The sequence below is a fragment of the Ensifer sp. Root558 genome (assembly GCF_001427045.1).
Lineage (GTDB): Bacteria > Pseudomonadota > Alphaproteobacteria > Rhizobiales > Rhizobiaceae > Ensifer > Ensifer adhaerens.
Genome location: NZ_LMGC01000002.1, coordinates 25,625 through 46,641, shown reverse-complemented (window position 1 = coordinate 46,641; position 21,017 = coordinate 25,625). Strand labels below are relative to the sequence as shown.

The 21,017-nt window shown below is 63.0% G+C and carries 19 protein-coding genes; 9 read left to right on the top strand and 10 right to left on the bottom strand.

Going from position 1 to position 21,017, the window contains the following annotated elements:
- Positions 1-150 precede the first annotated feature (150 nt).
- From ASD63_RS06175 to ASD63_RS06165, 3 genes are all read right to left on the bottom strand, one after another.
- The gene (locus tag ASD63_RS06175; RefSeq protein WP_034788954.1) at positions 151-819 is read right to left on the bottom strand and encodes a tetratricopeptide repeat protein; all 669 of its coding nucleotides are present in this window, start codon (positions 817-819) and stop codon (positions 151-153) included.
- Between the two features lie 285 nt (positions 820-1,104).
- Positions 1,105-1,692, bottom strand: a complete 588-nt coding sequence (locus ASD63_RS06170) for an NnrU family protein (protein WP_034788957.1) — start codon at positions 1,690-1,692, stop codon at positions 1,105-1,107.
- 33 nt (positions 1,693-1,725) lie between these two features.
- Positions 1,726-1,917, bottom strand: a complete 192-nt coding sequence (locus tag ASD63_RS06165; RefSeq protein WP_060528884.1) for a hypothetical protein — start codon at positions 1,915-1,917, stop codon at positions 1,726-1,728.
- Between ASD63_RS06165 and ASD63_RS06160 the strand changes: the two genes are divergently transcribed.
- Positions 1,916-2,923: a polysaccharide deacetylase gene (locus ASD63_RS06160; protein ID WP_034789068.1), complete on the top strand. Its 1,008-nt coding sequence runs from the start codon at positions 1,916-1,918 to the stop codon at positions 2,921-2,923. The two genes, ASD63_RS06165 and ASD63_RS06160, sit on opposite strands and share 2 nt — an antisense overlap.
- A 19-nt stretch (positions 2,924-2,942) precedes the next feature.
- Here ASD63_RS06160 and sbmA read toward each other — a convergent pair whose 3' ends face one another.
- The 5 genes from sbmA to ASD63_RS06135 form a co-directional block, all read right to left on the bottom strand.
- Positions 2,943-4,202, bottom strand: a complete 1,260-nt coding sequence (sbmA, locus tag ASD63_RS06155) for a peptide antibiotic transporter SbmA (RefSeq protein ID WP_034789080.1) — start codon at positions 4,200-4,202, stop codon at positions 2,943-2,945.
- Between the two features lie 154 nt (positions 4,203-4,356).
- Positions 4,357-5,556, bottom strand: coding sequence for an MFS transporter (locus ASD63_RS06150; protein WP_167550696.1), 1,200 nt, complete (start codon positions 5,554-5,556; stop codon positions 4,357-4,359).
- 214 nt (positions 5,557-5,770) lie between these two features.
- Positions 5,771-6,520, bottom strand: a complete 750-nt coding sequence (gene map, locus ASD63_RS06145) for a type I methionyl aminopeptidase (RefSeq protein WP_034788960.1) — start codon at positions 6,518-6,520, stop codon at positions 5,771-5,773.
- Positions 6,521-6,621: 101 nt separating this feature from the next.
- Positions 6,622-7,680, bottom strand: coding sequence for an LLM class flavin-dependent oxidoreductase (locus ASD63_RS06140; RefSeq protein WP_034788963.1), 1,059 nt, complete (start codon positions 7,678-7,680; stop codon positions 6,622-6,624).
- Positions 7,681-7,786: 106 nt separating this feature from the next.
- A complete protein-coding gene (locus tag ASD63_RS06135; protein WP_060528883.1) occupies positions 7,787-8,482 on the bottom strand; it encodes a TetR/AcrR family transcriptional regulator C-terminal domain-containing protein in 696 nt (231 codons plus the stop codon).
- 196 nt (positions 8,483-8,678) lie between these two features.
- Here ASD63_RS06135 and ASD63_RS06130 point away from each other — a divergent pair, with 196 nt between their 5' ends.
- Complete coding sequence (locus ASD63_RS06130) at positions 8,679-9,167, top strand: RidA family protein (RefSeq protein ID WP_060528882.1); 489 nt, start codon at positions 8,679-8,681, stop codon at positions 9,165-9,167.
- A 95-nt stretch (positions 9,168-9,262) separates the two neighbouring features.
- On the opposite strand, the gene glpK is transcribed toward ASD63_RS06130, so the two are convergent.
- Complete coding sequence (glpK, locus tag ASD63_RS06125) at positions 9,263-10,750, bottom strand: glycerol kinase GlpK (protein ID WP_034788970.1); 1,488 nt, start codon at positions 10,748-10,750, stop codon at positions 9,263-9,265.
- Positions 10,751-11,004: 254 nt separating this feature from the next.
- On the opposite strand from glpK, the gene ASD63_RS06120 reads away from it, so the two are divergent.
- The 3 genes from ASD63_RS06120 (at position 11,005) to xdhB (ending at position 15,751) form a co-directional block, all read left to right on the top strand.
- Positions 11,005-11,781, top strand: coding sequence for a 3-hydroxybutyrate dehydrogenase (locus ASD63_RS06120; protein WP_034788972.1), 777 nt, complete (start codon positions 11,005-11,007; stop codon positions 11,779-11,781).
- A gap of 155 nt (positions 11,782-11,936) precedes the next feature.
- Positions 11,937-13,412, top strand: coding sequence for a xanthine dehydrogenase small subunit (xdhA, locus tag ASD63_RS06115; RefSeq protein WP_034789086.1), 1,476 nt, complete (start codon positions 11,937-11,939; stop codon positions 13,410-13,412).
- 2 nt (positions 13,413-13,414) lie between these two features.
- Entirely contained in the window at positions 13,415-15,751 is a 2,337-nt protein-coding gene (gene xdhB, locus ASD63_RS06110) for a xanthine dehydrogenase molybdopterin binding subunit (RefSeq protein ID WP_034788974.1), read from the top strand.
- An 18-nt stretch (positions 15,752-15,769) separates the two neighbouring features.
- Here xdhB and ASD63_RS06105 read toward each other — a convergent pair whose 3' ends face one another.
- Entirely contained in the window at positions 15,770-16,108 is a 339-nt protein-coding gene (locus ASD63_RS06105) for a hypothetical protein (protein WP_143106240.1), read from the bottom strand.
- Positions 16,109-16,120: 12 nt separating this feature from the next.
- Here ASD63_RS06105 and ASD63_RS06100 point away from each other — a divergent pair, with 12 nt between their 5' ends.
- From ASD63_RS06100 to ASD63_RS06085, 4 genes are all read left to right on the top strand, one after another.
- On the top strand, positions 16,121-17,035 hold the full coding sequence (locus ASD63_RS06100; protein ID WP_034788978.1) for a LysR substrate-binding domain-containing protein: 915 nt from the start codon (positions 16,121-16,123) through the stop codon (positions 17,033-17,035).
- A gap of 72 nt (positions 17,036-17,107) precedes the next feature.
- The gene (gene puuD, locus ASD63_RS06095; RefSeq protein WP_034788980.1) at positions 17,108-18,346 is read left to right on the top strand and encodes a urate hydroxylase PuuD; all 1,239 of its coding nucleotides are present in this window, start codon (positions 17,108-17,110) and stop codon (positions 18,344-18,346) included.
- Positions 18,343-19,659: a guanine deaminase gene (guaD, locus tag ASD63_RS06090; protein WP_034788983.1), complete on the top strand. Its 1,317-nt coding sequence runs from the start codon at positions 18,343-18,345 to the stop codon at positions 19,657-19,659. The genes puuD and guaD overlap by 4 nt, the downstream gene beginning before the upstream one ends.
- Before the next feature lie 115 nt (positions 19,660-19,774).
- Positions 19,775-20,911: an alpha-hydroxy acid oxidase gene (locus tag ASD63_RS06085; RefSeq protein ID WP_034788987.1), complete on the top strand. Its 1,137-nt coding sequence runs from the start codon at positions 19,775-19,777 to the stop codon at positions 20,909-20,911.
- Positions 20,912-21,017: the final 106 nt, after the last annotated feature.

Genomic DNA, 21,017 nt, shown 5'->3' with positions numbered 1-21,017 from the left:
AGTTCCGGACGCAAAACCGCTGAGCACTTTTGCTGAAACTGCTTTAAACGCTTTAGCGCACAATCCCAAGGTCGAGACCGACATTGGGATCATGCGCTGATTCGAAAGGGTCTTTCACCCTGTGCCCTTCCGGTGGGATGGGCTGTCGTCTTATGCCTTGCCGCTCGCGGCGATCACGTCGAGCAGCATCTGGGCGCGACCGGTGACGTTGCGCGGGCTCTGCGCATCGTCGACGATCTGCTGGAACCAGGTCTTCGCCTTGGCGTAGTCGCCGGACTTGTAGGCAGCGAGGCCAAGGGCTTCACGCGCCGAGTGGCGCATGTTGTTCTGCGGCGTAGCAAGCTGCTCGACCTCGGCCGAAACCTGGTCGTAACCGCCGGTATCGACGAGCAGGTAGGCTGCACGCAGACGCGCTGCCTCCTGGATAGCTGCCGGGACGCTGCTGTCCTTGCCGATAGCGGAGAAGGCCTTGGCAGCCGCCTCTGTCTCGCCCTTCTGCGCCTGCAGCGTGGCAGCGCGCAGACGCGCCAGCACCGGATAGGCGCCGTAGCCGTCCTTCTCCAGCGTGTTCAAGGCGGCGAGCGCCTCGTCCGTCTTGTTTTCCTTGGCGAGGTTCAACGCCTGCAGGAACGCATCGCCCGACTTCGAGGAGGCGCCATCCTGCCAGTAATCGAAGCCGACCTTGCCGATGGTGCCGAGTACGATAAGCACGGCGATGGCCACGATGACGCCGCCGAAGCGGGCCCAGATGCTCTTCATCTGGTCGGAACGCAGTTCCTCATTGACCTCGCGGATAAAGCTGTCGTCTTGGTTCGCCATCTATTGCCCCGGCCTTGCCTGCACACTGGCCCGTCGCGCCAACGGTCATATGACGATCGGCGAAACGGACACTCTCAAACTGTTCGAGCATGCACGAGGGGTCCTTGCCGCACCCGCCGCACTCTCATGGATTTTGCGCCTTCTACCCGATTTTGCGGCGCTTGTAAGGGGGCCGACGCGATTTAGAGCGCCTATGGCCGACACGAGGCCGACTCCGTCGCTCTAAATTTTCTGTTACTGCAATTCCGGACGCAAAACCGCGGTGCACTTTTGCTGGAAATTGCATCAGCCCATGACGACCGGTGCAACGCCGATCAACCATTCGTGCAGCTTCCAGACGAAGAGCACGTAGGCGACGAGGCCGATGATGATGGCGAGCACGTCGTTGGAGGCCGATTTGAACACCGGCAGTACGCGTTCGCCTGCCCGCTCGCGGCGTTTCAGCGAGATACGCAGGATCACCGCCCAGGCGAGAAACGAGCCGAACAGCAGGACGGAGGACGTCTCGCCGTTGGCGAGCAGATGCGCCAGCGCCCAGACCTTGATCGAAAGCACCTGAGGATGCTTGACCGCAACCGCGATGCGCCCGGCCGGAAGGAAGCCGGCAGCAAGGAAGATGAAGGCAAAAAGCATCAGAAGCAGTGCGATGTGGCGCATGAATACGGGCGGATCGTAGAGCATGCCCGTTTCGCTGCGGGCCTGGCCGAAGCCATAGATGATCAGACAGAGGCCGATGAGGCTGAGGATTGCATAGATCCCCATCCAGGTGCCCTTGCCGCGGCGCTCGATGACGCCGGCGCGGAAACCGGGCGCGACGACGCGGATGAGATGCAGGCCGAGAAAAAGAAGGATGCCGAGAACGAGTATCGCCATGGGGCCACCGCTTTGTTCGAGTATCGGGCAAACTCAGCGCCGCTCGTCGGAAAAGACGGGAGCTGGCCGCTGAAGCGTGTTGATTTCCAGTGTATTCGGTTCCCGGACCGATTCCGCCCAGGTTGCTATGGAGTAGCCTTGATGGCGCGTTTTTTCCAGACCGATCAAAGGATTGCCGCATTTTCGAACCATTTGCGACAAAACCAAAACAGTGCAGTTGATCATGATCCGTATTCCGCTTGCCCTCTCGCTCGCCCTTCTTCCCGCTCTTGCCAGGGCCGAGCCGGCGTCGCCGGCCACCGCGCCCGCCGGTGACAGGCAGTTGGTGATCGTCTCGTTCGACGGCGCGCATGACAACGCGCTATGGGAAAAAAGCCTGGCGATGGCCAAGCGCACCGGTGCGCATTTCACCTATTTCCTCTCCTGCACCTTTCTGATGACCCGGGCGGACGGCAAGACGCTCTACAAGCCGCCGGGCCAGAAGGCAGGCCGCTCGAATGTCGGCTTCGCGCAGAGCCGTGAAGAGATCGCGGCCCGCGTCGGCCACATCTGGCAGGCCCATCTCGACGGCCACGACATCGCCAGCCACGCCTGCGGCCACTTCGACGGCAAGGGCTGGAGCAAAGCCGACTGGCAAAGCGAGTTTTCGACCTTCAACGCGGCGCTCAAGGACGCCTGGAAGAAGGCGGACAAGCCCGAGGCCGAGCCGGCCGGCTGGGCCGAATTCGCCGCAACCGGGATCAAGGGATTCCGCGCGCCCTATCTGTCGCTGAGCGACGGCCTGCTGCCGGCACTCAAGGCGGACAACTTCACCTATGACGCAAGCCTGGTGACCAAGGGTCCGGGCTGGCCGACGACAAAGGATGGCCTGCCGCGTTTCGGACTGCCGCTGATCCCCGAAGGGCCGTCGCAGCGCCCTGTCATCGGCATGGACTACAATCTCTTCGTCCGCCACTCCATGGGTGTGGAGAACAAGAAGGACAGCGCCCGCTTCGAGGAGCGCACCTACGAGGCCTACAGGAAAGCCTTCGACCGGGAATATGCGGGCGACCGCATCCCACTGCAGCTCGGCTTCCATTTCGTCGAAATGAACGGCGGCGCCTACTGGCGCGCGCTCGATCGGCTGCTGGGCGAAGTCTGCGGCAAGCCCGACGTCGCCTGCGTCAGCTACGCCCAGGCGCTGCCGCTGATCGAGCAGGCAAAAAAGAAGGCGGGTCGAACCGCCTTCTGATTGGCTTTTTTCGCTCGCCTCAGGCCAGCTCTTCGTTGCCGCCAACCGCAATGAACTTCTGGTCGATGTGCGGCAGCGGCTCGTCATCGATTGCCGCTTCGAATGCGCGCAGGCGCTTGTAGATCGACAACAGTTCGACGATCGTCGGCCAGGACGAAACTAGGTACTGAAATGACGACGACACCTGCCCGAAAGCATTCGAGATCTGGTTCAACGCACCAAGCGCAACCTTGCCGGCGATGATCGAAGGCACGATGATCACCAGCGAAAAGATACCATTGATCTGCAAATAGAAAATGCGGGCAACGTTGAAGTACAAATAGTGGAAATAGAGCCGGAAGTAGTTCCGGCGAACGTTATCGAAGAGATCGGCGACCGTCGGCGGTTGGGCGCGATCAGCATGGTCCTCACCATAAACCAGCTCTTTGCGGTAGGCAGCTTCCACGCGCTGGTTGCGGAACTCGAGGCCCGGCAGCTTGATACCAACGAGAGCCAGGAACACCGTACCGAACAGCGACCAAAGTATAGCGGACGTAACGAGCGGATACGGGATGACGCCAATGAGCGGCAATTCGGTGACGTGCGACTCGAGCCGGATCAAGACCGGCATGAACGCTATCAACGTCATCACACTATCGATCAGGCTAACGCCAAGCCCTTCCACTGTAGTGGAAAAGCGCATCGTGTCTTCCTGCACGCGCTGCGAGGCCCCTTCGATATGGCGCAGCTTGTCCCAGTTGGCCATGTAGTATTCGTTCATCGCTGTTCGCCAACGGAAGATGTAGTGACTGACGAAAAAGCGTGTGATGACCCCGACCGCGACCGCGACCATGGCGATGCCGAGAAAGACGGAGATTTCTCCGTAGACTTCCGCTGCAGGAACCACCTTGGTCTTCGCAATGATTGCCTGGATCATATCCCAGAACGGGCCGTACCAGTTGTTGATTGCGACGCTGACCTGCACCTGAAAATAGGTGACGAAGAGGATGAGTGCCGAGCCGAGGATCGACCAGTTCTGCCAACGGTGCGGCGAGTAGACGTACCAGAAAGCGGCAAACAGCCCGACGACAAGCGCGAAATAGAGGTAGAACCAGATGAAGGCCGGCGACCAGAAGGCAGAGATGCCGGTGATCGGCGGCGCATCCGCGGCCAAAGGCGGCATTCCGAAGACGGCACCCAGCTGTTCGCCACCGCCATACCAGAAGGCTACGGCAACCAGCGACCAGACGACAAAAGATATGAAGAAGAGCTTCGGCTTCGGAAAGAAGGATAGGAACAAGTGCGGCACTCTCGTTTCGGTGGAGACGAACAACTCGCCTCCCGAAGCGCCGAAACTAGGGCAAAGCGCCGTCGTCAACAATCGGGTAATGTAAACGTTACTGTTATTTCATCCAGGCGCGCGCCGGTGCCGGAGGGTCTTTTTTCGCCGCTGCTCAGGCCCTCAATGCCTGTGAAATCCGCTTCAGCTCGACGACGATGACCCCACCGCACAGGAAAAGAACGGCAGCCGCGATCAAGGTTGGTGCGGCGAAGCTGCCGGTGCGCTCCGCAAGCCAGCCGGCGACCAGCGGACCGACGATTTGCCCAATACCGAAAGCAGCCGTCATCAACGCAAGCGCCTTGCGCGGGCTCTCGGGCGCCAGCTTCCGGCCGATCTGCAGGCCATAAGCAGTGATCATCATGAAGGTTGCGCCGAGCATCAGGCCGCCGGCAAGCGGCGCATAGGGCAAAGGCAGGCTGACCGTCAGCACCAGCCCGACCGCCTCGACCAGAAGGCCGATCGCGTAGACACCGGCAAGACCGAAGCGCGGCACGGCAAAGCGCCAGAGATAGACGGAGAGCGCTGCGGCAAGCCCCGTTAGCAGCCAGGCGAGAAATTCGATGCTGTGGCCGCCGCTCGGATCGCGCGCCATGGTGACGAGGAAGGTTGCGGTGATCACGTAGCCGAAGCCGAAGAGCGCATAGGTGAACGTCACTACGGTCAGCGGCCGCGTCCAGCGCAGCGGCCTTTCGCGCACCGGACCAGAACCGGACGACGGAACGCCGGGAAGAAGTGCGGCAACGACGATCGTCCCGACCAATCCGACCAGCGCGCCGGTAAACCAGTCGCCCATGGAGGTCGTCAGGCCGGCGTGACCCGCGATCGGGTTCGCCCAGACGCAAAGCGATGAAAACGCGATACCGAGGCCGACGCCGCCAAAGTGAACGGCCGGCACGTGTTCCGAGCGCGCGAGCACGCCATGGCCGAGCACGATGCCGGAGATGAAGATCATCGCAAAGGCGCTGGCAAGGCCGGCGAGGAAACGGATCAGCGCCAGCACGACGACGGAGGACGAGAGGCCCATGGCCGCCAGCAGAGCCGTCGTGGCGACGAGCGACAGCAGACCGATCCGCCGCTCGTGCCCATGGGCCCAGCCATAGGCCGCAAGAATGGCGCCGGCGAGATAGCCGACGAAATTGGCCGAGGCGATGAGCCCGGCATCACCCGGCGACAGGCCGAGATCCACCATCATCGCCGGCAGGATCGGCGTATAGGAGAAGCGTCCGAAGCCCATGGCGACGGCCATGGCGATGGCGCCGGCGGTTGCCGTGGCGGAGATGTTGGTCTGCAGCGGTCGGTCGAGCGTGGTCATATCATTTTATTGCGCCGCAACACGACGCACGACAAACGACAATAATTGAAGGATCTATTGAAGAAATCGAACGATCGCCGATTTCAATGGCTTAGACCAATCGCCTAAAAGGTGAGGTGCACCACATCACGGCGGCAGATCATGCATCGCGGCGATGGAGCAAAAAATCGTCTGGAGGACGACGGAGGCTGCAGGCCGCCGCCGTATCCCTGGGTCAGCCCGGTAGTGTCACCACCAGCGGCCCGCCGCGGGTGACGACAACTGTGTGCTCATACTGCACCGTCGGCGCGCGCGGGTCGCTGTAGAGCGTCCAGTCGTCGTTGCCGCCCTCGGCCCATTGCGCGCCCATCGACAGGAAGGGTTCGACGGTGAAGACCATGCCGTCGGTCATCCGGCGACGTTCGCGCGGATCCGGCCAGGTGGCGATCTCGGTCGGCTCCTCGTGCAGCGAGCGGCCGATGCCGTGGCTGGCGAGATTGGTGACAAGCGAATAGCGGTTCTTGCGGGCGAAGTCGCCGATCGCGTTGCCGATGGCAGCCAGCGGCTGGTCGGGGCGCACCTGCTTGAGGCCCACCCACATCGCCCGCTTGCCATCGCGGCAGAGCCGGTCGATCGCGGCCGTGACCGGCGGTACCGGGAACGAGGCGCCGGTATCGGCAAAGATGCCGTCCTTTTCGGCCGAGACGTCGATGTTGACGAGATCGCCGGCCTTGATCACGCGGTTGCCGGGAATGCCGTGGGCGATTTCCTCGTTGACGCTGATGCATGTGGCACCAGGAAACTGGTAGCAGAGTTCGGGCGCCGAGCGTGCGCCGGCCTCTTCCAGTACCTTGCGGCCGATCGCATCGAGTTCCGCAGTGGTAATGCCGGGCTCGAGCGCCTCGCCCATCGTCTGCAGGGCATTGGCGCAGATGCGGCCGATTTCCTTCAGCCGCAGCAGATCTTCTTCGTTGTTGAGGGTCATCCGTGTCTCGCTTTCGCGCTCACATGTAGCGTGTCGCAACGCGTTATGCCAGCGTCGAGCGGGACGACCGGAGCCGGGCCCCAGCCCCGGTCGTCGAATGGTCAGACGGAGGCCGCCGCTGCTGCCCTTTCCTCGGCCAACGCCTGGCGCACGAGCGGCGCCACCCTGGTGCCGTAGAGTTCGATGCCGCGCATGATCTGGTCGTGCGGCATCGGACCGATCGCCATCTGCAGCAGGAAGCGATCGTTACGGAACAGCTTCCAGTTCTCGACGATCTTCTCGGCCACCGTTTCCGGATCACCGAGGAAGAGGTTGCCGGAGGGGCTGCGCGCCTGGTCGAAATGCGCCCGGTTCGTCGGTCCCCAGCCGCGCTCGCGGCCGATGCGGTTCATCACTTCCGCCTGCGGCCCGTAGAACTGGTCGGCGGCAAGATCGGTCGTATCGGCGATGAAGCCGTGCACGTTGATGCTGGTCTTCAGCCTGGCGGCGTCCTGGCCGGCACGCCGGGCCGCCTCGCGGTAGAGATCGAACAGCGGCGCAAACCGGCGCGGCTCTCCGCCGATGATCGCAAGCGCCACCGGCAGGCCGAGCGCACCCGCGCGGGCCACCGATTGCGGCGTGCCGCCTACGGCGATCCAGAGCGGCAGCACCTCCTGCAGCGGCCGCGGATAGACGCCGCGATCATGGATCGCCGGCCGCATCTCGCCGGCCCACGAGACCTTTTCGCTTTCGCGCAGCGCCATCAGGAGGTCGAGCTTTTCGGCAAAGAGCTGGTCGTAGTCATCGAGCGACTGGCCGAAGAGCGGGAAGGATTCGATGAACGACCCGCGACCGGCCATGATCTCGGCGCGGCCGCCCGAGATCAGATCAAGGGTCGAGAATTGCTGGAAGACGCGTACGGGATCGTCCGAGCTCAACACCGTGACGGCACTGGTCAGCCGGATATTCTTCGTTTTTGCCGCTGCGGCCGCGAGGATGACCGCCGGCGCGGAGGCCGCGTAGTCAGGCCGATGGTGTTCGCCGAGCCCGAAAACATCGAGGCCAACCTGATCTGCAAGCTCGATTTCCTCGAGAAGGTTCTTGAGGCGACGCTGGCCCTCCATGCCCTTGTGATCCGCGTTCGGATCGACATCCGCAAATGTGTAAAGCCCGAGTTCCATGAGGTCTGTCCTTTTTCTGTTTGCACAACAGATAGTTGGCGCACACATGAGCAGCAAATGCGCATCCGGGAAACGCTGTGTTTCCCGGATGCATACGAACGAGACCTTACCCTCTCGGTAGACCGTCAAGCAGGACGTCGAGGCCCTTCCGGAACGTGCCATCCCAATCGCTGTCCAGGAGCAGGCGCGTGCGCTCGATCGTCGGGTAGCGTTCGCTGAGCGCCGAGAGGCGCTTCTGTCCGGCAGCCTGGTCGGCGTGCGAAAGCGCGAAGCTCGCCCGGGTGACGGTGGCGCCGAGCACGTAGTTCCAGAGCGACCACATCGCGACATTCATGTCCGCGTCGGCAACGCCGGCTCTCGACAGCACCTCGCTCATGGTTTCCAGGCGGCCGAGTACATTCGCGCCGAGCGCCCGGCGCGGCAGCAGCGACGCCGACCAGGGATGGCGCAGCATGATTGCGCGCCAGTCTTCGAGCATGTGAACCACATCCCTGCGCCAGTCCTCGGGCTCGATCCTTTGCGGGGGGGCGCGATAGGCAAACACCGCATCGAGCGCCAGGTCGAAAACCTCCTCCTTGTTGGCGACATGCCAATAGAGGCTCATGACGCCCGCACCGAGACGGTCGGCGAGACGGCGCATCTTCAAGCCGTCGATACCCTCGGCGTCCAGCAATTCGACCGCAGTCGCCACGATGCGCTCCAGAGACAGGGACGGCTCGCCGCCCGGCTTCTTCCCGGCCTGGGCTGCCGACTCTATCCGCTGGGAGCGTTTGCCCTGCCCGCCGTTCCCTTTCGCCGCCATGCGTCTTCCTTGCTGATTGGAGTGTCGATTTACGCCGACAACGCGCCGGATGTCGATCCTGAACGATTGACTCGTACGGCGTACGATGTAAATGAGTCGTACGCTGTACGAGTCAATAGCAAGAGCGTCGGCGAAAGGTCAAACCTGCAGGCCTGCAAGCGGCATCGCGCGCAGACCTCGGAGACGAGAGAACACCATGTCACGCGCAATCAGACATCTCATGATCGGAGGACTCATCATCATGACTACGGGCGTTTCCACGGCGGCCACCGCGAGCGAGCAGGCGGCCAAGCTGACGGTCGTCAACCCCAAGAACCTCTACGACCCGACGCCGCATGGCTATAGCACCGCGGTGATCGTGCCTGCCGGGGCACGGGTGGCCTACATTTCAGGACAGGGCGGCCAGGATAGCATCGGCGGCCTGTCTCCCGACTTCGCGGTTCAGGTCAAGCAGGCCTATGCCAATCTGGGCGCAGCGCTCGAGGGGCTCGGCGCAAGGCCGGACCAGGTCGCCAAGCTCACCATCTTCGTGGTCGACCACGACATGTCCAAGCTCGAGGTCCTGACCGGCAGCGTCAAGGAAATGTTCGGCGCGACGCTGCCGGCGCAGACACTGGTACCCGTGCCCAAGCTGGCGGTCGACGGCATGCTGTTCGAGGTGGAAGCGGTCGCTGTCATCGACTGACGGCGGCCCGGTTTGCGGCACCGCGCGTCGGCCCGGAAGGCAGAGTATGGTCGGGAGAAACGGACGCGCGGCGAAAATCGCCGCTCGCCCGGCTCTTAGCTCAGCGTCCTTTTGACCGCGTTGCGCCAACCCTTGAACTTGGCCTTACGCGTCTTTTCGTCCATGGCGGGCTCGAAGCGGCGGTCGCGTGCCCAGGACTTGGCAAAGTCTTCCTGCTTCGGCCAGACGCCGGCGCGGCTGCCGGCAAGCCAGGCGACGCCGAGCGCAGTCGTTTCCAGGATGACGGGCCGATCGACCGGCGCGTCGAGCAGGTCGGAAAGCCGCTGCATCGTCCAGTCGGAGGCAACCATGCCGCCGTCGACGCGCAGAACCGTCTCCTTGCCGTTGCTGCGCCAGTCCTTGTGCATCGCCTCAAGCAAGTCGCGCGTCTGGTAACAGACGGCTTCGAGTGCCGCGCGGGCAAACTCCGCCGGACCGGTGTTGCGGGTCATGCCGAAGATCGCGCCGCGCGCGTCCGGATCCCAATGCGGCGCGCCGAGCCCGGTGAAGGCCGGCACGAGATAGACGTCCTGCGTCGGATCGGCGCTTGCGGCAAGCGTCCCGGTATCGGGCGCAGCCTTGATCACCTTCAGCCCGTCGCGCAGCCATTGCACCGCAGCACCCGCGACGAAGATCGAGCCTTCGAGCGCATAGGTGGTTTCGCCATCAAGCTTGTAGGCAATGGTGGTGAGCAACCGGTTCTTCGAACGCACCATGTCCTTGCCGGTGTTGAGCAGTGCGAAGCAGCCGGTGCCATAGGTGGATTTCAACATGCCCGGCTTGAAGCAGGCCTGGCCGATGGTCGCCGCCTGCTGGTCGCCGGCAACGCCGAGGATCGGGATCGCCGCGCCGAAAAGTGCGGTATCGGTAACGCCGAAATCGGCGGCGCAATCCTTGACCTCGGGCAGCATGGCGCGCGGCACCTTGAGGATCTTCAGAAGCTCGTCGTCCCAGGCATTTTCGGCGATGTTATAGAGCAGCGTGCGCGAGGCGTTGGTCGCGTCGGTCACGAAGGATTTGCCGCCGGTCAGCCGCCAGATGAGGAAGGTATCGATGGTGCCGAAGCAGAGTTCGCCCTTGGCGGCGCGGGCCTGCGCCCTGTCGATGTTGGTCAGCAGCCAGTTGAGCTTGGTACCGGAGAAATAGGGATCGAGCAGCAGGCCCGTCTTCCGGGTGAAAGTCTTTTCCAGCCCCTGCTTCTTCAGCCGATCACAATAGGAGGCGGTGCGACGGTCCTGCCAGACGATGGCGTTGTGAATGGGATTGCCGGTCTTGCGATCCCAGACGACGACGGTTTCGCGCTGGTTGGTGATGCCGATCGCCGAAAGGTCGCCGGCCTTGATGCCGGCCTTGGCGATAGCGTCCTCAACCGTCGAAAGCACCGTTTGCCAGATTTCCTCGGGATCGTGTTCGACCCACCCGGATTTCGGAAAATACTGCTTGAATTCCTTGTGGCTGGCCCCGGCGATCTGCTGCTGACCGTCGAAGATGATCGCCCGGCTCGAGGTCGTACCCTGATCGATCGCGAGAATATATCCGCCCATATGCCCCTCCCCGGCCACACGCATGTTTGTTCACCCGGCCTTGAAGGCGGGATCTCATTTCGAAAACTTCAATACGATGGCAAAACGAATGTCAAACGAAAACAAAACGCAACCGCCGACTTCGCCATTCCCCTCCTCAACTCTGCGGTCCCGATCCCAAAAACACAATTGTCAGCGCCGGCGTTTTCCGCGTAGGCTGGCGCTGTTGCGCCGCAACAAAGCAGTGCGCGGCGCCACAAAGGGAGAGAGCAGCAATGACGAAAACAGCGGTCATCACCGGTTCGACGAGCGGCATCGGGCTTGCGATCGCCAAGGCCTTCGCCAAGGGTGGCGCCAATATCGTGCTGAACGGCTTCGGTAGCCCGGACGAAATCAAGAAGGCGACGGACGACGTGAGCGCGCTGACGACAGGAACGGTCGTCTATCATGCCGCCGACATGACGAAGCCAGCCGAGATCGCCGATCTGATCACCACGGCGACGACCCGCTTCGGCGGCGTCGATATCCTCGTCAACAATGCCGGTATCCAATATGTCGAGAAGGTCGAGGATTTCCCGATCGAGCAATGGGACCGCATCATCGCGATCAACCTCTCCTCGTCCTTCCACACGATCCGCGCCGCTATTCCCGGCATGAAGGCGAAGGGTTGGGGCCGCATCATCAACATCGCCTCGGCCCATGGCCTCGTCGCCTCGCCCTTCAAGGCGGCCTATGTGGCGGCGAAGCACGGCGTTCTCGGTCTGACGAAGACCGTGGCGCTCGAAGTGGCCGAAAGCGGAATCACCGCGAACTCGATCTGCCCGGGCTACGTGCTGACGCCGCTCGTCGAAAAGCAGATCCCCGATCAAGCCCGCACCCGCGGCATCACCGAGCAGCAGGTGATCAACGACGTGATGCTGAAGGGGCAGCCGACGAAGAAGTTCATCACCGTCGAACAGGTCGCAGCCCTTGCCGTCTATCTCGCCGGCGACGACGCGGCACAGATCACCGGCACCCATGTGTCGATGGACGGCGGTTGGACGGCGCAGTAACGGCCGACATTCGTCAAGTGGTCGGCAGCGCGGACCGGATGCCCCCCGCGCTGCCCGCATGGCGTGCAAAAGTCCGCCCAGCCCTTTGCTTTTCTGCATAACCACCTAAGATCAAAGTGATTTCAGGACGTATGCAGCAGCAGGGAATGAATGGCATGCCCCAACCGACCGGTTCAATCAGCTTCATCCTCAACGACCGCGAGGTCGCTCTTTCCGACATCGCACCGACAACGACGCTGCTCGACTATCTGCGGCTGGAACGCCGGCTGACCGGCACCAAGGAAGGTTGTGCGGAGGGCGACTGCGGCGCCTGCACCGTGCTCGTCGGGCGGCTGGTCAGCGACCGGCTCGTCTATGAGAGCGTCAACGCCTGCATCCGCTTCCTCGGCTCGCTGCAGGCAACCCATGTCGTCACCGTCGAGCATCTCGCCGGTCCGGATGGCACGCTGCATCCGGTGCAGCAGGCAATGGTCGATTTTCACGGCTCGCAATGCGGCTTCTGCACGCCCGGCTTCGTCATGTCGCTCTATGGCCTCTGGCTTGGCAACGACAGCCCCAGCCGCGCCGATATCGAAAAGGCGCTGCAGGGCAATCTCTGTCGCTGCACCGGTTATGAGCCCATCGTGCGCGCGGCCGAAGCGGCGGCAGAGGCGCGCCCCTCCGACATCTTCGATCCGATCACCAGGGAGCGGGAAACGATCACCATCAGGCTGAAGGCGCTGGCACCGACGGAAACGATCACACTCCGCCAGGGCGAATATTGTCTGATCGTGCCGGCCGACGGCAGTGGCCTGGCGGAAGCACTCGCCGACCATCCCGGGGCGACGGTCGTTGCCGGCTCCACCGATGTCGGCCTCTGGGTGACGAAGCAGATGCGGGCGATCAACCCGGTGATCTTCATCAACGGCATCACCGAATTGCAGCAGATCGAGGAAACCGCGGACGGCCTGATTATCGGCGCCGGCGTCAGCTACACCATGGCCTATGCCGCCCTCGCCAAGACGTTTCTCGGGCTCGGTCCGCTGATCAACCGCATCGGCGGCGAACAGGTGCGCAACATGGGCACGATCGGCGGCAATATCGCTAACGGCTCACCGATCGGCGACAGTCCGCCGCCCCTGATCGTGCTTGGCGCGACGGTGACCCTGCGCTCGACCGCCGGTCGGCGGACGTTGCCGCTCGAATCCTTCTTCATCGCTTATGGCAAGCAGGATCGCCAACCCGGCGAATTCGTCGAAAGCATCTTCGTGCCGCGCCTGCCGGCGGGCGATCTCTTTGCCGCCTACAAGATCTCCAAGCGCCGCGACGAAGATATCTCCGCGCTGCTTGGCGCGTTCCGTCTATCGGTGGATGGCGGCATCGTCCGCTCCGCCCGCATCGCCTTCGGCGGCATGGCCGCGACGCCCAAGCGCGCCAGCAACGTCGAGGCGGCGCTGATCGGCAAGCCATGGACCGAGGAAACGGTCCGCGCCGCGCAAGCCGCCTTCGAGAGCGATTACCAGCCGCTCACCGACTGGCGGGCAACGAGCGACTACCGCATGCTTGCGGCGAAGAACCTTCTGATGCGTTTCTTCCTGGAAAGCGGCGGCGAGCCGGCGCAACTGGTTCGCTTTGCTGCGGGAGGCCGATAGTCATGGACAAATCCACCTTCGAGGAACGCAAGACGATCCGCGGCGAGATGCATGTTTCCCAGCGTCACGACAGCGCCCACAAGCATGTCTCCGGCACCGCCGACTACATCGACGACATGCCCGAGCCGGCGGGCACGCTGCATGGCGCGCTTGGCATGACCGACCGGGCGCATGCGGAAATCACCGCCATGGACCTTTCGGCCGTCGCCGCCGTGCCCGGTGTCATGCTGGTGCTGACCGCCAAGGACATGCCGCATTCCAACGACATCAGCCCGAGCCACCTGCATGACGAGCCGGTGCTTGCCGATGGCCTCGTGCAGTTTCATGGCCAGCCGGCCTTCGCCGTGATTGCAGAAACCCGTGACATCGCCCGTCGGGCGGCAAGGCTCGCCAAGATCACCTATCGCGACCTGCCGCATTTCACCGACATTCTCGATGCCGTCGCCCATGGCGGGCAGTTGGTCACCCAGCCGCTCACGCTGCAGCGCGGCGATGCCGAGGCGGAGCTGGAAAAGGCGCCACGGCGGCTCAAAGGCAGCATGCGCGTCGGCGGACAGGAGCATTTCTACCTCGAAGGCCATATCGCCCTTGCCATTCCCGGCGAGGACGACGAGGTCACCGTCTGGTCCTCGACCCAGCATCCGAGCGAGATCCAGCACATGGTCTCGCACGTGCTCGGCGTGCCCTCCAATGCGGTGACCGTGAACGTGCGCCGCATGGGTGGTGGCTTCGGCGGCAAGGAAACGCAAGGAAACCAGTTCGCAGCCCTTGCCGCGGTCGCGGCGAAGAAGCTCAACCGCGCCGTCAAGTTCCGCCCGGATCGCGACGAGGACATGACGGCAACCGGCAAGCGCCACGACTTCCTCGTCGATTACGACGTCGGCTTCGACGACGAGGGCCGCATCCATGCGGTCCATGCCAACTACGCGGCGCGCTGCGGCTACTCTTCGGACCTCTCCGGCCCGGTCACAGACCGTGCGCTGTTCCATGCGGACAGCTCCTATTTCTATCCGCATGTGAAGCTCACCTCACAGCCGCTGAAGACCAACACGGTCTCAAACACCGCTTATCGTGGCTTCGGCGGCCCGCAAGGCATGGTCGGCGGCGAGCGCATCATCGAGGAAATCGCCTACCAGCTCGGCAAGGATCCGCTCGAAATCCGCAAGCTGAATTTCTATGGCGACAAGGGCTCCGGCCGCGATGTCACGCCCTACCATCAGCAGGTCGAAGACAACATCATCGCGCAGATCGTCGCGGAGCTGGAAGAAAGCGCCGACTATCAGGCGCGCCGTCAGGCGATCCTCGCGTTCAATCGGGAAAGCCGCGTCATCCGCAAGGGCATCGCGCTGACGCCGGTGAAGTTCGGCATCTCCTTCACCATGACCGCCTTCAACCAGGCGGGCGCGCTTGTGCATATCTACCAGGACGGCTCGATCCACCTCAACCACGGCGGCACCGAGATGGGCCAAGGCCTCTACATCAAGGTCGCGCAGGTGATCGCCGACAGCTTCCAGGTCGACCTCGACCGCGTTCGCATCACTGCGACGACGACCGGCAAGGTGCCGAACACGTCGGCGACCGCCGCCTCTTCGGGCTCTGACTTGAACGGCATGGCCGCCTTCGACGCCGCGCGCCAGATCAAGGACCGTCTCGTCGGTTTCGCCTGCGAGCGCTGGCAGACGACGCCCGAGAATGTCAGCTTCGTCGCCAACCACGTGAAGATCGGCGAGGAGCTGATCCCCTTCCCTGAATTCATCAAGCAGGCCTATATGGGCCGTATCCAGCTTTCGGCCGCCGGCTACTACAAGACGCCGAAGATCCACTGGGATCGAGCCAGCGGCCGCGGCACACCCTTCTATTACTTCGCCTATGGCGCTGCGGTTTCGGAGGTTTCGATCGACACGCTGACCGGCGAATACATGGTCGACCGGGTCGACGTGCTGCACGACGTCGGCCGTTCGCTCAATCCGGCGATCGACCTCGGTCAGATCGAGGGCGGCTTCGTGCAAGGGATGGGCTGGCTGACGACGGAAGAGCTCTGGTGGGACGACAAGGGACGGCTTCGCACGCACGCCCCCTCCACCTACAAGATCCCCCTTGCCTCCGACCGGCCGAAGATCTTCAACGTCAAGCTTGCCGAATGGTCGAGCAACGCCGAGAAGACCATTGGCCGCTCCAAGGCGGTGGGAGAGCCGCCCTTCATGCTGCCGATCTCGGTTCTGGAAGCCCTGTCGATGGCGGTGGCGAGTGTCGCCGACTACCGCGAGTGCCCGCGGCTCGATGCTCCGGCAACACCGGAGCGTGTGCTGATGGCCGTCGAACGTCTGCGCAATCGCTGACAGCCATCACGATTTGCCTCAGATCCGCGGCAGTTCATTGATGCTGAACAGGCGGCGAGCGTTGGCCATCGCCTCCTCGTCGTCGCGGTGCGGGCTATGAACATCCATGAAACCCATGTCTCTCTTGATATGATCGGAGAGCGTGTTGACATCGAGCATCGGCTTGGGGGCAACAAGGCCACCGAACAGGGCGGCTGTGAGCCGGGCGACCGGCTCGAATGAAAGAAATGCTTTTCTTTCAGTACGTTCGTAAGTGTCGCAAGTCATTTCAGCACCTGTTTCGTCTTGGGAAGTTGACTTGAAGGATGCCGTGGAGGAGGATCGAAATCCAATCGAACATCCGTCTGGATGCATCAAGAGAACTTATCCATGAAGATGTCGAAGCAGTTTCCGCTGAATGCGCTGCGGGTCTTCGAGGCGGTCGCAAGGCTCGGCAGCTTCACCAAGGCCGGTGAAGAGCTGGGCATGACCCAGACGGCCGTAAGCTACCAGGTCAAGTTGATCGAGGAGAATGTCGGCGAGCCGCTGTTCCTGCGGCGCCCGCGCCAGATCTCGCTGACGGAAGTCGGCCAGCGCATGGCGCCGCGCGTCACCGAAGCCTTCGAGATGCTGCAGGAAGCGGTTTCGAATGCCCGTGGCGATATCGACAGCGCGCTCCTGATCAGCTCGACGCCGACCTTCGCCTCGCAATGGCTTGCCCGCAACATCGGCAGCTTCCAGCTCGCCCATCCGAACATCGCCGTTCGGCTGACGACCAGCGACTCGCTCACCGATTTTACCCGCGAACCGGCCGACCTTGCCATCCGCTCCGGTGCCGGCGTCTGGCCCGGCCTCGACACGCATCCGCTGATGCGGGTGGAATTCAGCCCGATGCTGAGTCCGGCGCTTGCCGAGACCATTGGCGGCGTGCACGAGCCGCGCGACCTGCTGAAGCTGCGCATCATCGATCCCGGTGACCCCTGGTGGCCGATGTGGTTCAAGGCCGCCGGCGTCAAGGATCCCGATCTCGAAGGACGGCCGCACAGCCGCCTCGGCGCGCAATCCTTCGAGGCGCGCGCCGCCATCGCCGGCCAGGGCGTGGCGATCCTGACGCCGGAATTCTACCCCGATGACGTGGCGCTCGGTCGGCTCTACCAGCCCTTCGAGCTGCGCTGCAGCGACGGCTGCGATTATTGGCTCGCCTATCCGCACGCCCGCCGCAACACACCCAAGATCAGGATTTTCCGCGACTGGATCCTCGGCGAACTTTGCGCGCCGAACTTCCTGCAAGCAAATAGCGCTTGAGGAGCGTCGAAGCCCCTTTTCCCCTCCGTGGTTTATGCGCAAAGTGAGGCAACGGAGACAAAGGGGATCTGAATGTACGAGTTCGCCATCGCCTGGGAATGGCTGGCCTTTGCCGTGCGCTGGTTGCACGTCATCACCGCCATCGCCTGGATCGGCTCATCCTTCTATTTCATCGCGCTCGACCTGGGTCTCGTGAAGCGCGATCACTTGCCCGTCGGCGCCTATGGCGAAGAATGGCAGGTCCATGGCGGCGGTTTCTATCACATCCAGAAATACCTGGTCGCACCGGCCTCGATGCCCGAGCATCTCACCTGGTTCAAATGGGAATCCTACGTGACGTGGCTTTCTGGCTTCGCCATGCTCTGTGTCGTCTACTATGGCGGCGCCGATCTGTTCCTGATCGACCGCCACGTGCTCGACATCTCGGCGACCACGGCGATCCTGATTTCGCTCGCCTCGCTCGGCATCGGCTGGCTGTTTTACGATCTGCTCTGCAAGTCGCCGATCGGCAGGAACACCTGGGGGTTGATGGCACTGCTCTATGTGGCGCTGGTCGTCATGGCCTGGGGCTATACGCAGGTCTTCACCGGCCGCGCCGCCTTCCTGCATCTCGGCGCTTTCACCGCGACGATCATGTCGGCCAACGTCTTCTTCATCATCATCCCCAACCAGAAGATCGTCGTCGCCGACCTGATCGCCGGCCGCACGCCGGATCCGAAACTCGGCGCGCAGGCCAAGCAGCGCTCGCTGCACAACAACTACCTGACGCTGCCCGTCATCTTCTTCATGCTGTCGAACCACTATCCGCTTGCGTTTGCCACCGCGTTCAACTGGATCATCGCCGCACTCGTCTTCCTGATGGGCGTCACCATCCGCCACTGGTTCAACACCACCCACGCCCGCAAGGGCCGGCCGACCTGGACCTGGCTCGTCACCGCCCTCCTCTTCATCCTGATCATGTGGCTTTCGACCGTGCCGAAGGTGCTGACCGGCGGCGAAAAGGCCGAGGTTGCGCCCGCCTTCAGCCGCTTCGCCGCCAATGCCCACTTCCCTGCAGTCAAGGACACGGTCTCGACACGCTGTTCCATGTGCCATGCGGCAGAACCGGTTTATGAGGGTATCACCCAGGCGCCGAAGGGCGTGATGCTCGAAAGCGACGCGGAGATTGCCGCCCATGCCCGCGAAATCTATATCCAGGCCGGGCGCAGCCATGCGATGCCGCCCGGCAACGTGACAGACATGACGACGGACGAGCGCCAGCTTCTGACAGCCTGGTTCGAAAGCGCCGTCGAGGAAGGCAAGACACAATGACGACCACCCTCATCCGCGGCCGATTGCTGAGCTTCAACCGCGCGCCATCGTCGATCGACGACAGCGCCGCCTACAGCTACGAGAGCGACGGTGCGCTTCTGATTGAGGGGGGACAGATCGCCGCGAGCGGCTCCTATGCTGCGGTCAAGGCAAGCGCGCCTGACGGCGTCGCTGAAGTGGACCATCGCCCACACCTGATCGTGCCCGGCTTCATCGACACGCATCTGCATTTCCCGCAGATGCAGGTCATGGCCTCCTATGCCGCCAACTTGCTTGAATGGCTGAACACCTACACCTTCCCCGAGGAGTGCCGCTTCGTCGAGACCGCCCATGCGGAGCGCATCGCGACGCGCTTCTTCGATGAGATGGTGCGCTATGGCACGACAACAGCAACCGCCTATTGCTCGGTTCACAAGGCGTCGGCCGATGCCTTCTTCGCCGAGGCGCTGCGCCGCGACATGCGCATGGTCGCCGGCAAGGTGATGATGGACCGCAACGCCCCGCAAGGCCTGCTCGACACGCCGCAGATGAGCTACGACGAAACCCGCGCGGTCATCCGCGAATGGCACGGCAAGGGCCGCAATCATGTGGCGATCACCCCGCGCTTCGCCATCACCTCAACGCCGGAGCAGATGGACGTCGCGAAGTCGCTGGTGCACGAATTCCCCGACCTGCACCTCCAGACGCACCTTTCGGAAAACCGCGACGAGATCGCCTTTACCTGCGAACTCTATCCGGAAGCCAAGGACTACACAGACGTCTACGCCCGCTACGGCCTGCTCGGACCGAAGAGCCTGTTCGGCCACTGCATCCATCTGTCTGAGCGCGAGGCGGATGTCATGAGCGAGACCGGCTCGGTCGCCGTTTTCTGCCCGACCTCCAATCTTTTTCTCGGTTCTGGCCTCTTCCCGCTGCGCGCGCTCAGCCGCCGCGAAAAGCCGGTGCGCACCTCGGTCGCCTCCGACATCGGCGGCGGTACCAGCTATTCCATGCTGAAGACGCTCGACGAGGCCTACAAGATCCTGCAGCTGCAGGGCGAGCGGCTGAACCCGTTCGACAGCTTCTTCATGATGACCCGCGGCAATGCCGAGGCGCTATCGCTGGTCGACAAGATCGGAACTTTGGAAGCCGGCACCGACGCCGATTTCATCGTGCTCGACATGGCGGCGACGCCGGCGATGGCGCTTCGGGCCGAAGTGGTCAACTCTCTGGCAGACGAACTCTTCCTGCTGCAGACCATGGGCGACGACCGGTCGATCGTCGAAACCTATGTCGCCGGCAAGCCGGCAAAATCGGCGCTTGCCGCCGCATGACCGACCAAAAGCAGAGAGGTCAAGAAAATTGACCTCTCTGCGTTCTGGCTATTAACAAGCCTCTGCCAAACATGGTAATGGCTCGTTCAATCTCCGTTGGACGAAGGCCTTATCCATGACGCAAATCCTCGAAATCAGCGATCTCAAGGCGCTCGCCAAGCGCCGGGTGCCGAAACTCTTCTTCGATTACGCCGACAGCGGCGCCTGGACCGAAGGCACCTATCGCGCCAACGAGGAGGATTTCGCCAAGGTGAAGCTGCGCCAGCGCGTGCTGGTGGATATGACCGACCGGTCGCTGGAAACGACGATGATCGGCCAGAAGGTGTCGATGCCGGTGGCACTCGCCCCGACCGGCCTCACCGGCATGCAGCACGCCGACGGCGAAATGCTGGCAGCCCAGGCGGCTGAAGCCTTCGGCGTGCCCTTCACGCTCTCGACGATGAGCATCTGCTCGATCGAGGACGTCGCCTCGGTCACCACCAAGCCCTTCTGGTTCCAGCTCTACGTCATGCGCGAACGCGAATTCGTGCTGAACCTGATCGACCGGGCCAAGGCGGCGAAGTGCTCGGCGCTGGTGCTGACGCTCGACCTGCAGATCCTCGGCCAGCGTCACAAGGATCTTCGCAACGGCCTCTCGGCACCGCCGAAGATGACGCCGAAGCACCTCTGGCAGATGGCGACGCGCCCCGGCTGGTGCATGAAGATGCTCGGCACCAAGCGCCGCACCTTCCGCAACATCGTCGGCCACGCGAAAAGCGTCACCGACCTCTCGTCGCTCGGCGCCTGGACGGCGGAACAGTTCGACCCGCAGCTCTCGTGGAAGGATGTCGCCTGGATCAAGGAACGCTGGGGCGGACCGCTGATCCTCAAGGGCATTCTCGACCCCGAGGACGCCAAGATGGCAGCGGCGACCGGTGCCGACGCGATCATCGTCTCCAACCACGGCGGCCGCCAGCTCGACGGCGCCCATTCCTCGATCAGCATGCTGCCGCGCATCGTCGATGCGGTCGGCCACCAGATCGAGGTGCATATCGATGGCGGTATCCGCTCCGGCCAGGACGTGCTGAAGGCCGTCGCCATGGGCGCCAAGGGCACCTATATCGGCCGCCCCTTCCTCTACGGCCTCGGCGCCATGGGCAAGGAGGGCGTCACCAAGACGCTGGAAATCATCCGCAAGGAGATGGACATCACCATGGCCCTCTGCGGCAAGCGCGATATCAACGACGTCAACCGCGACATTCTCGCGGATTGATCGACCGCGTCAGCGATCCGCATTTGTTGCCCGGATGAGGGAGGGCTTCAGGGTCTTCTCTCAATCCGAAGTACCCGGCTCGCCGTCGATAAGGTCGGCTTCGGAC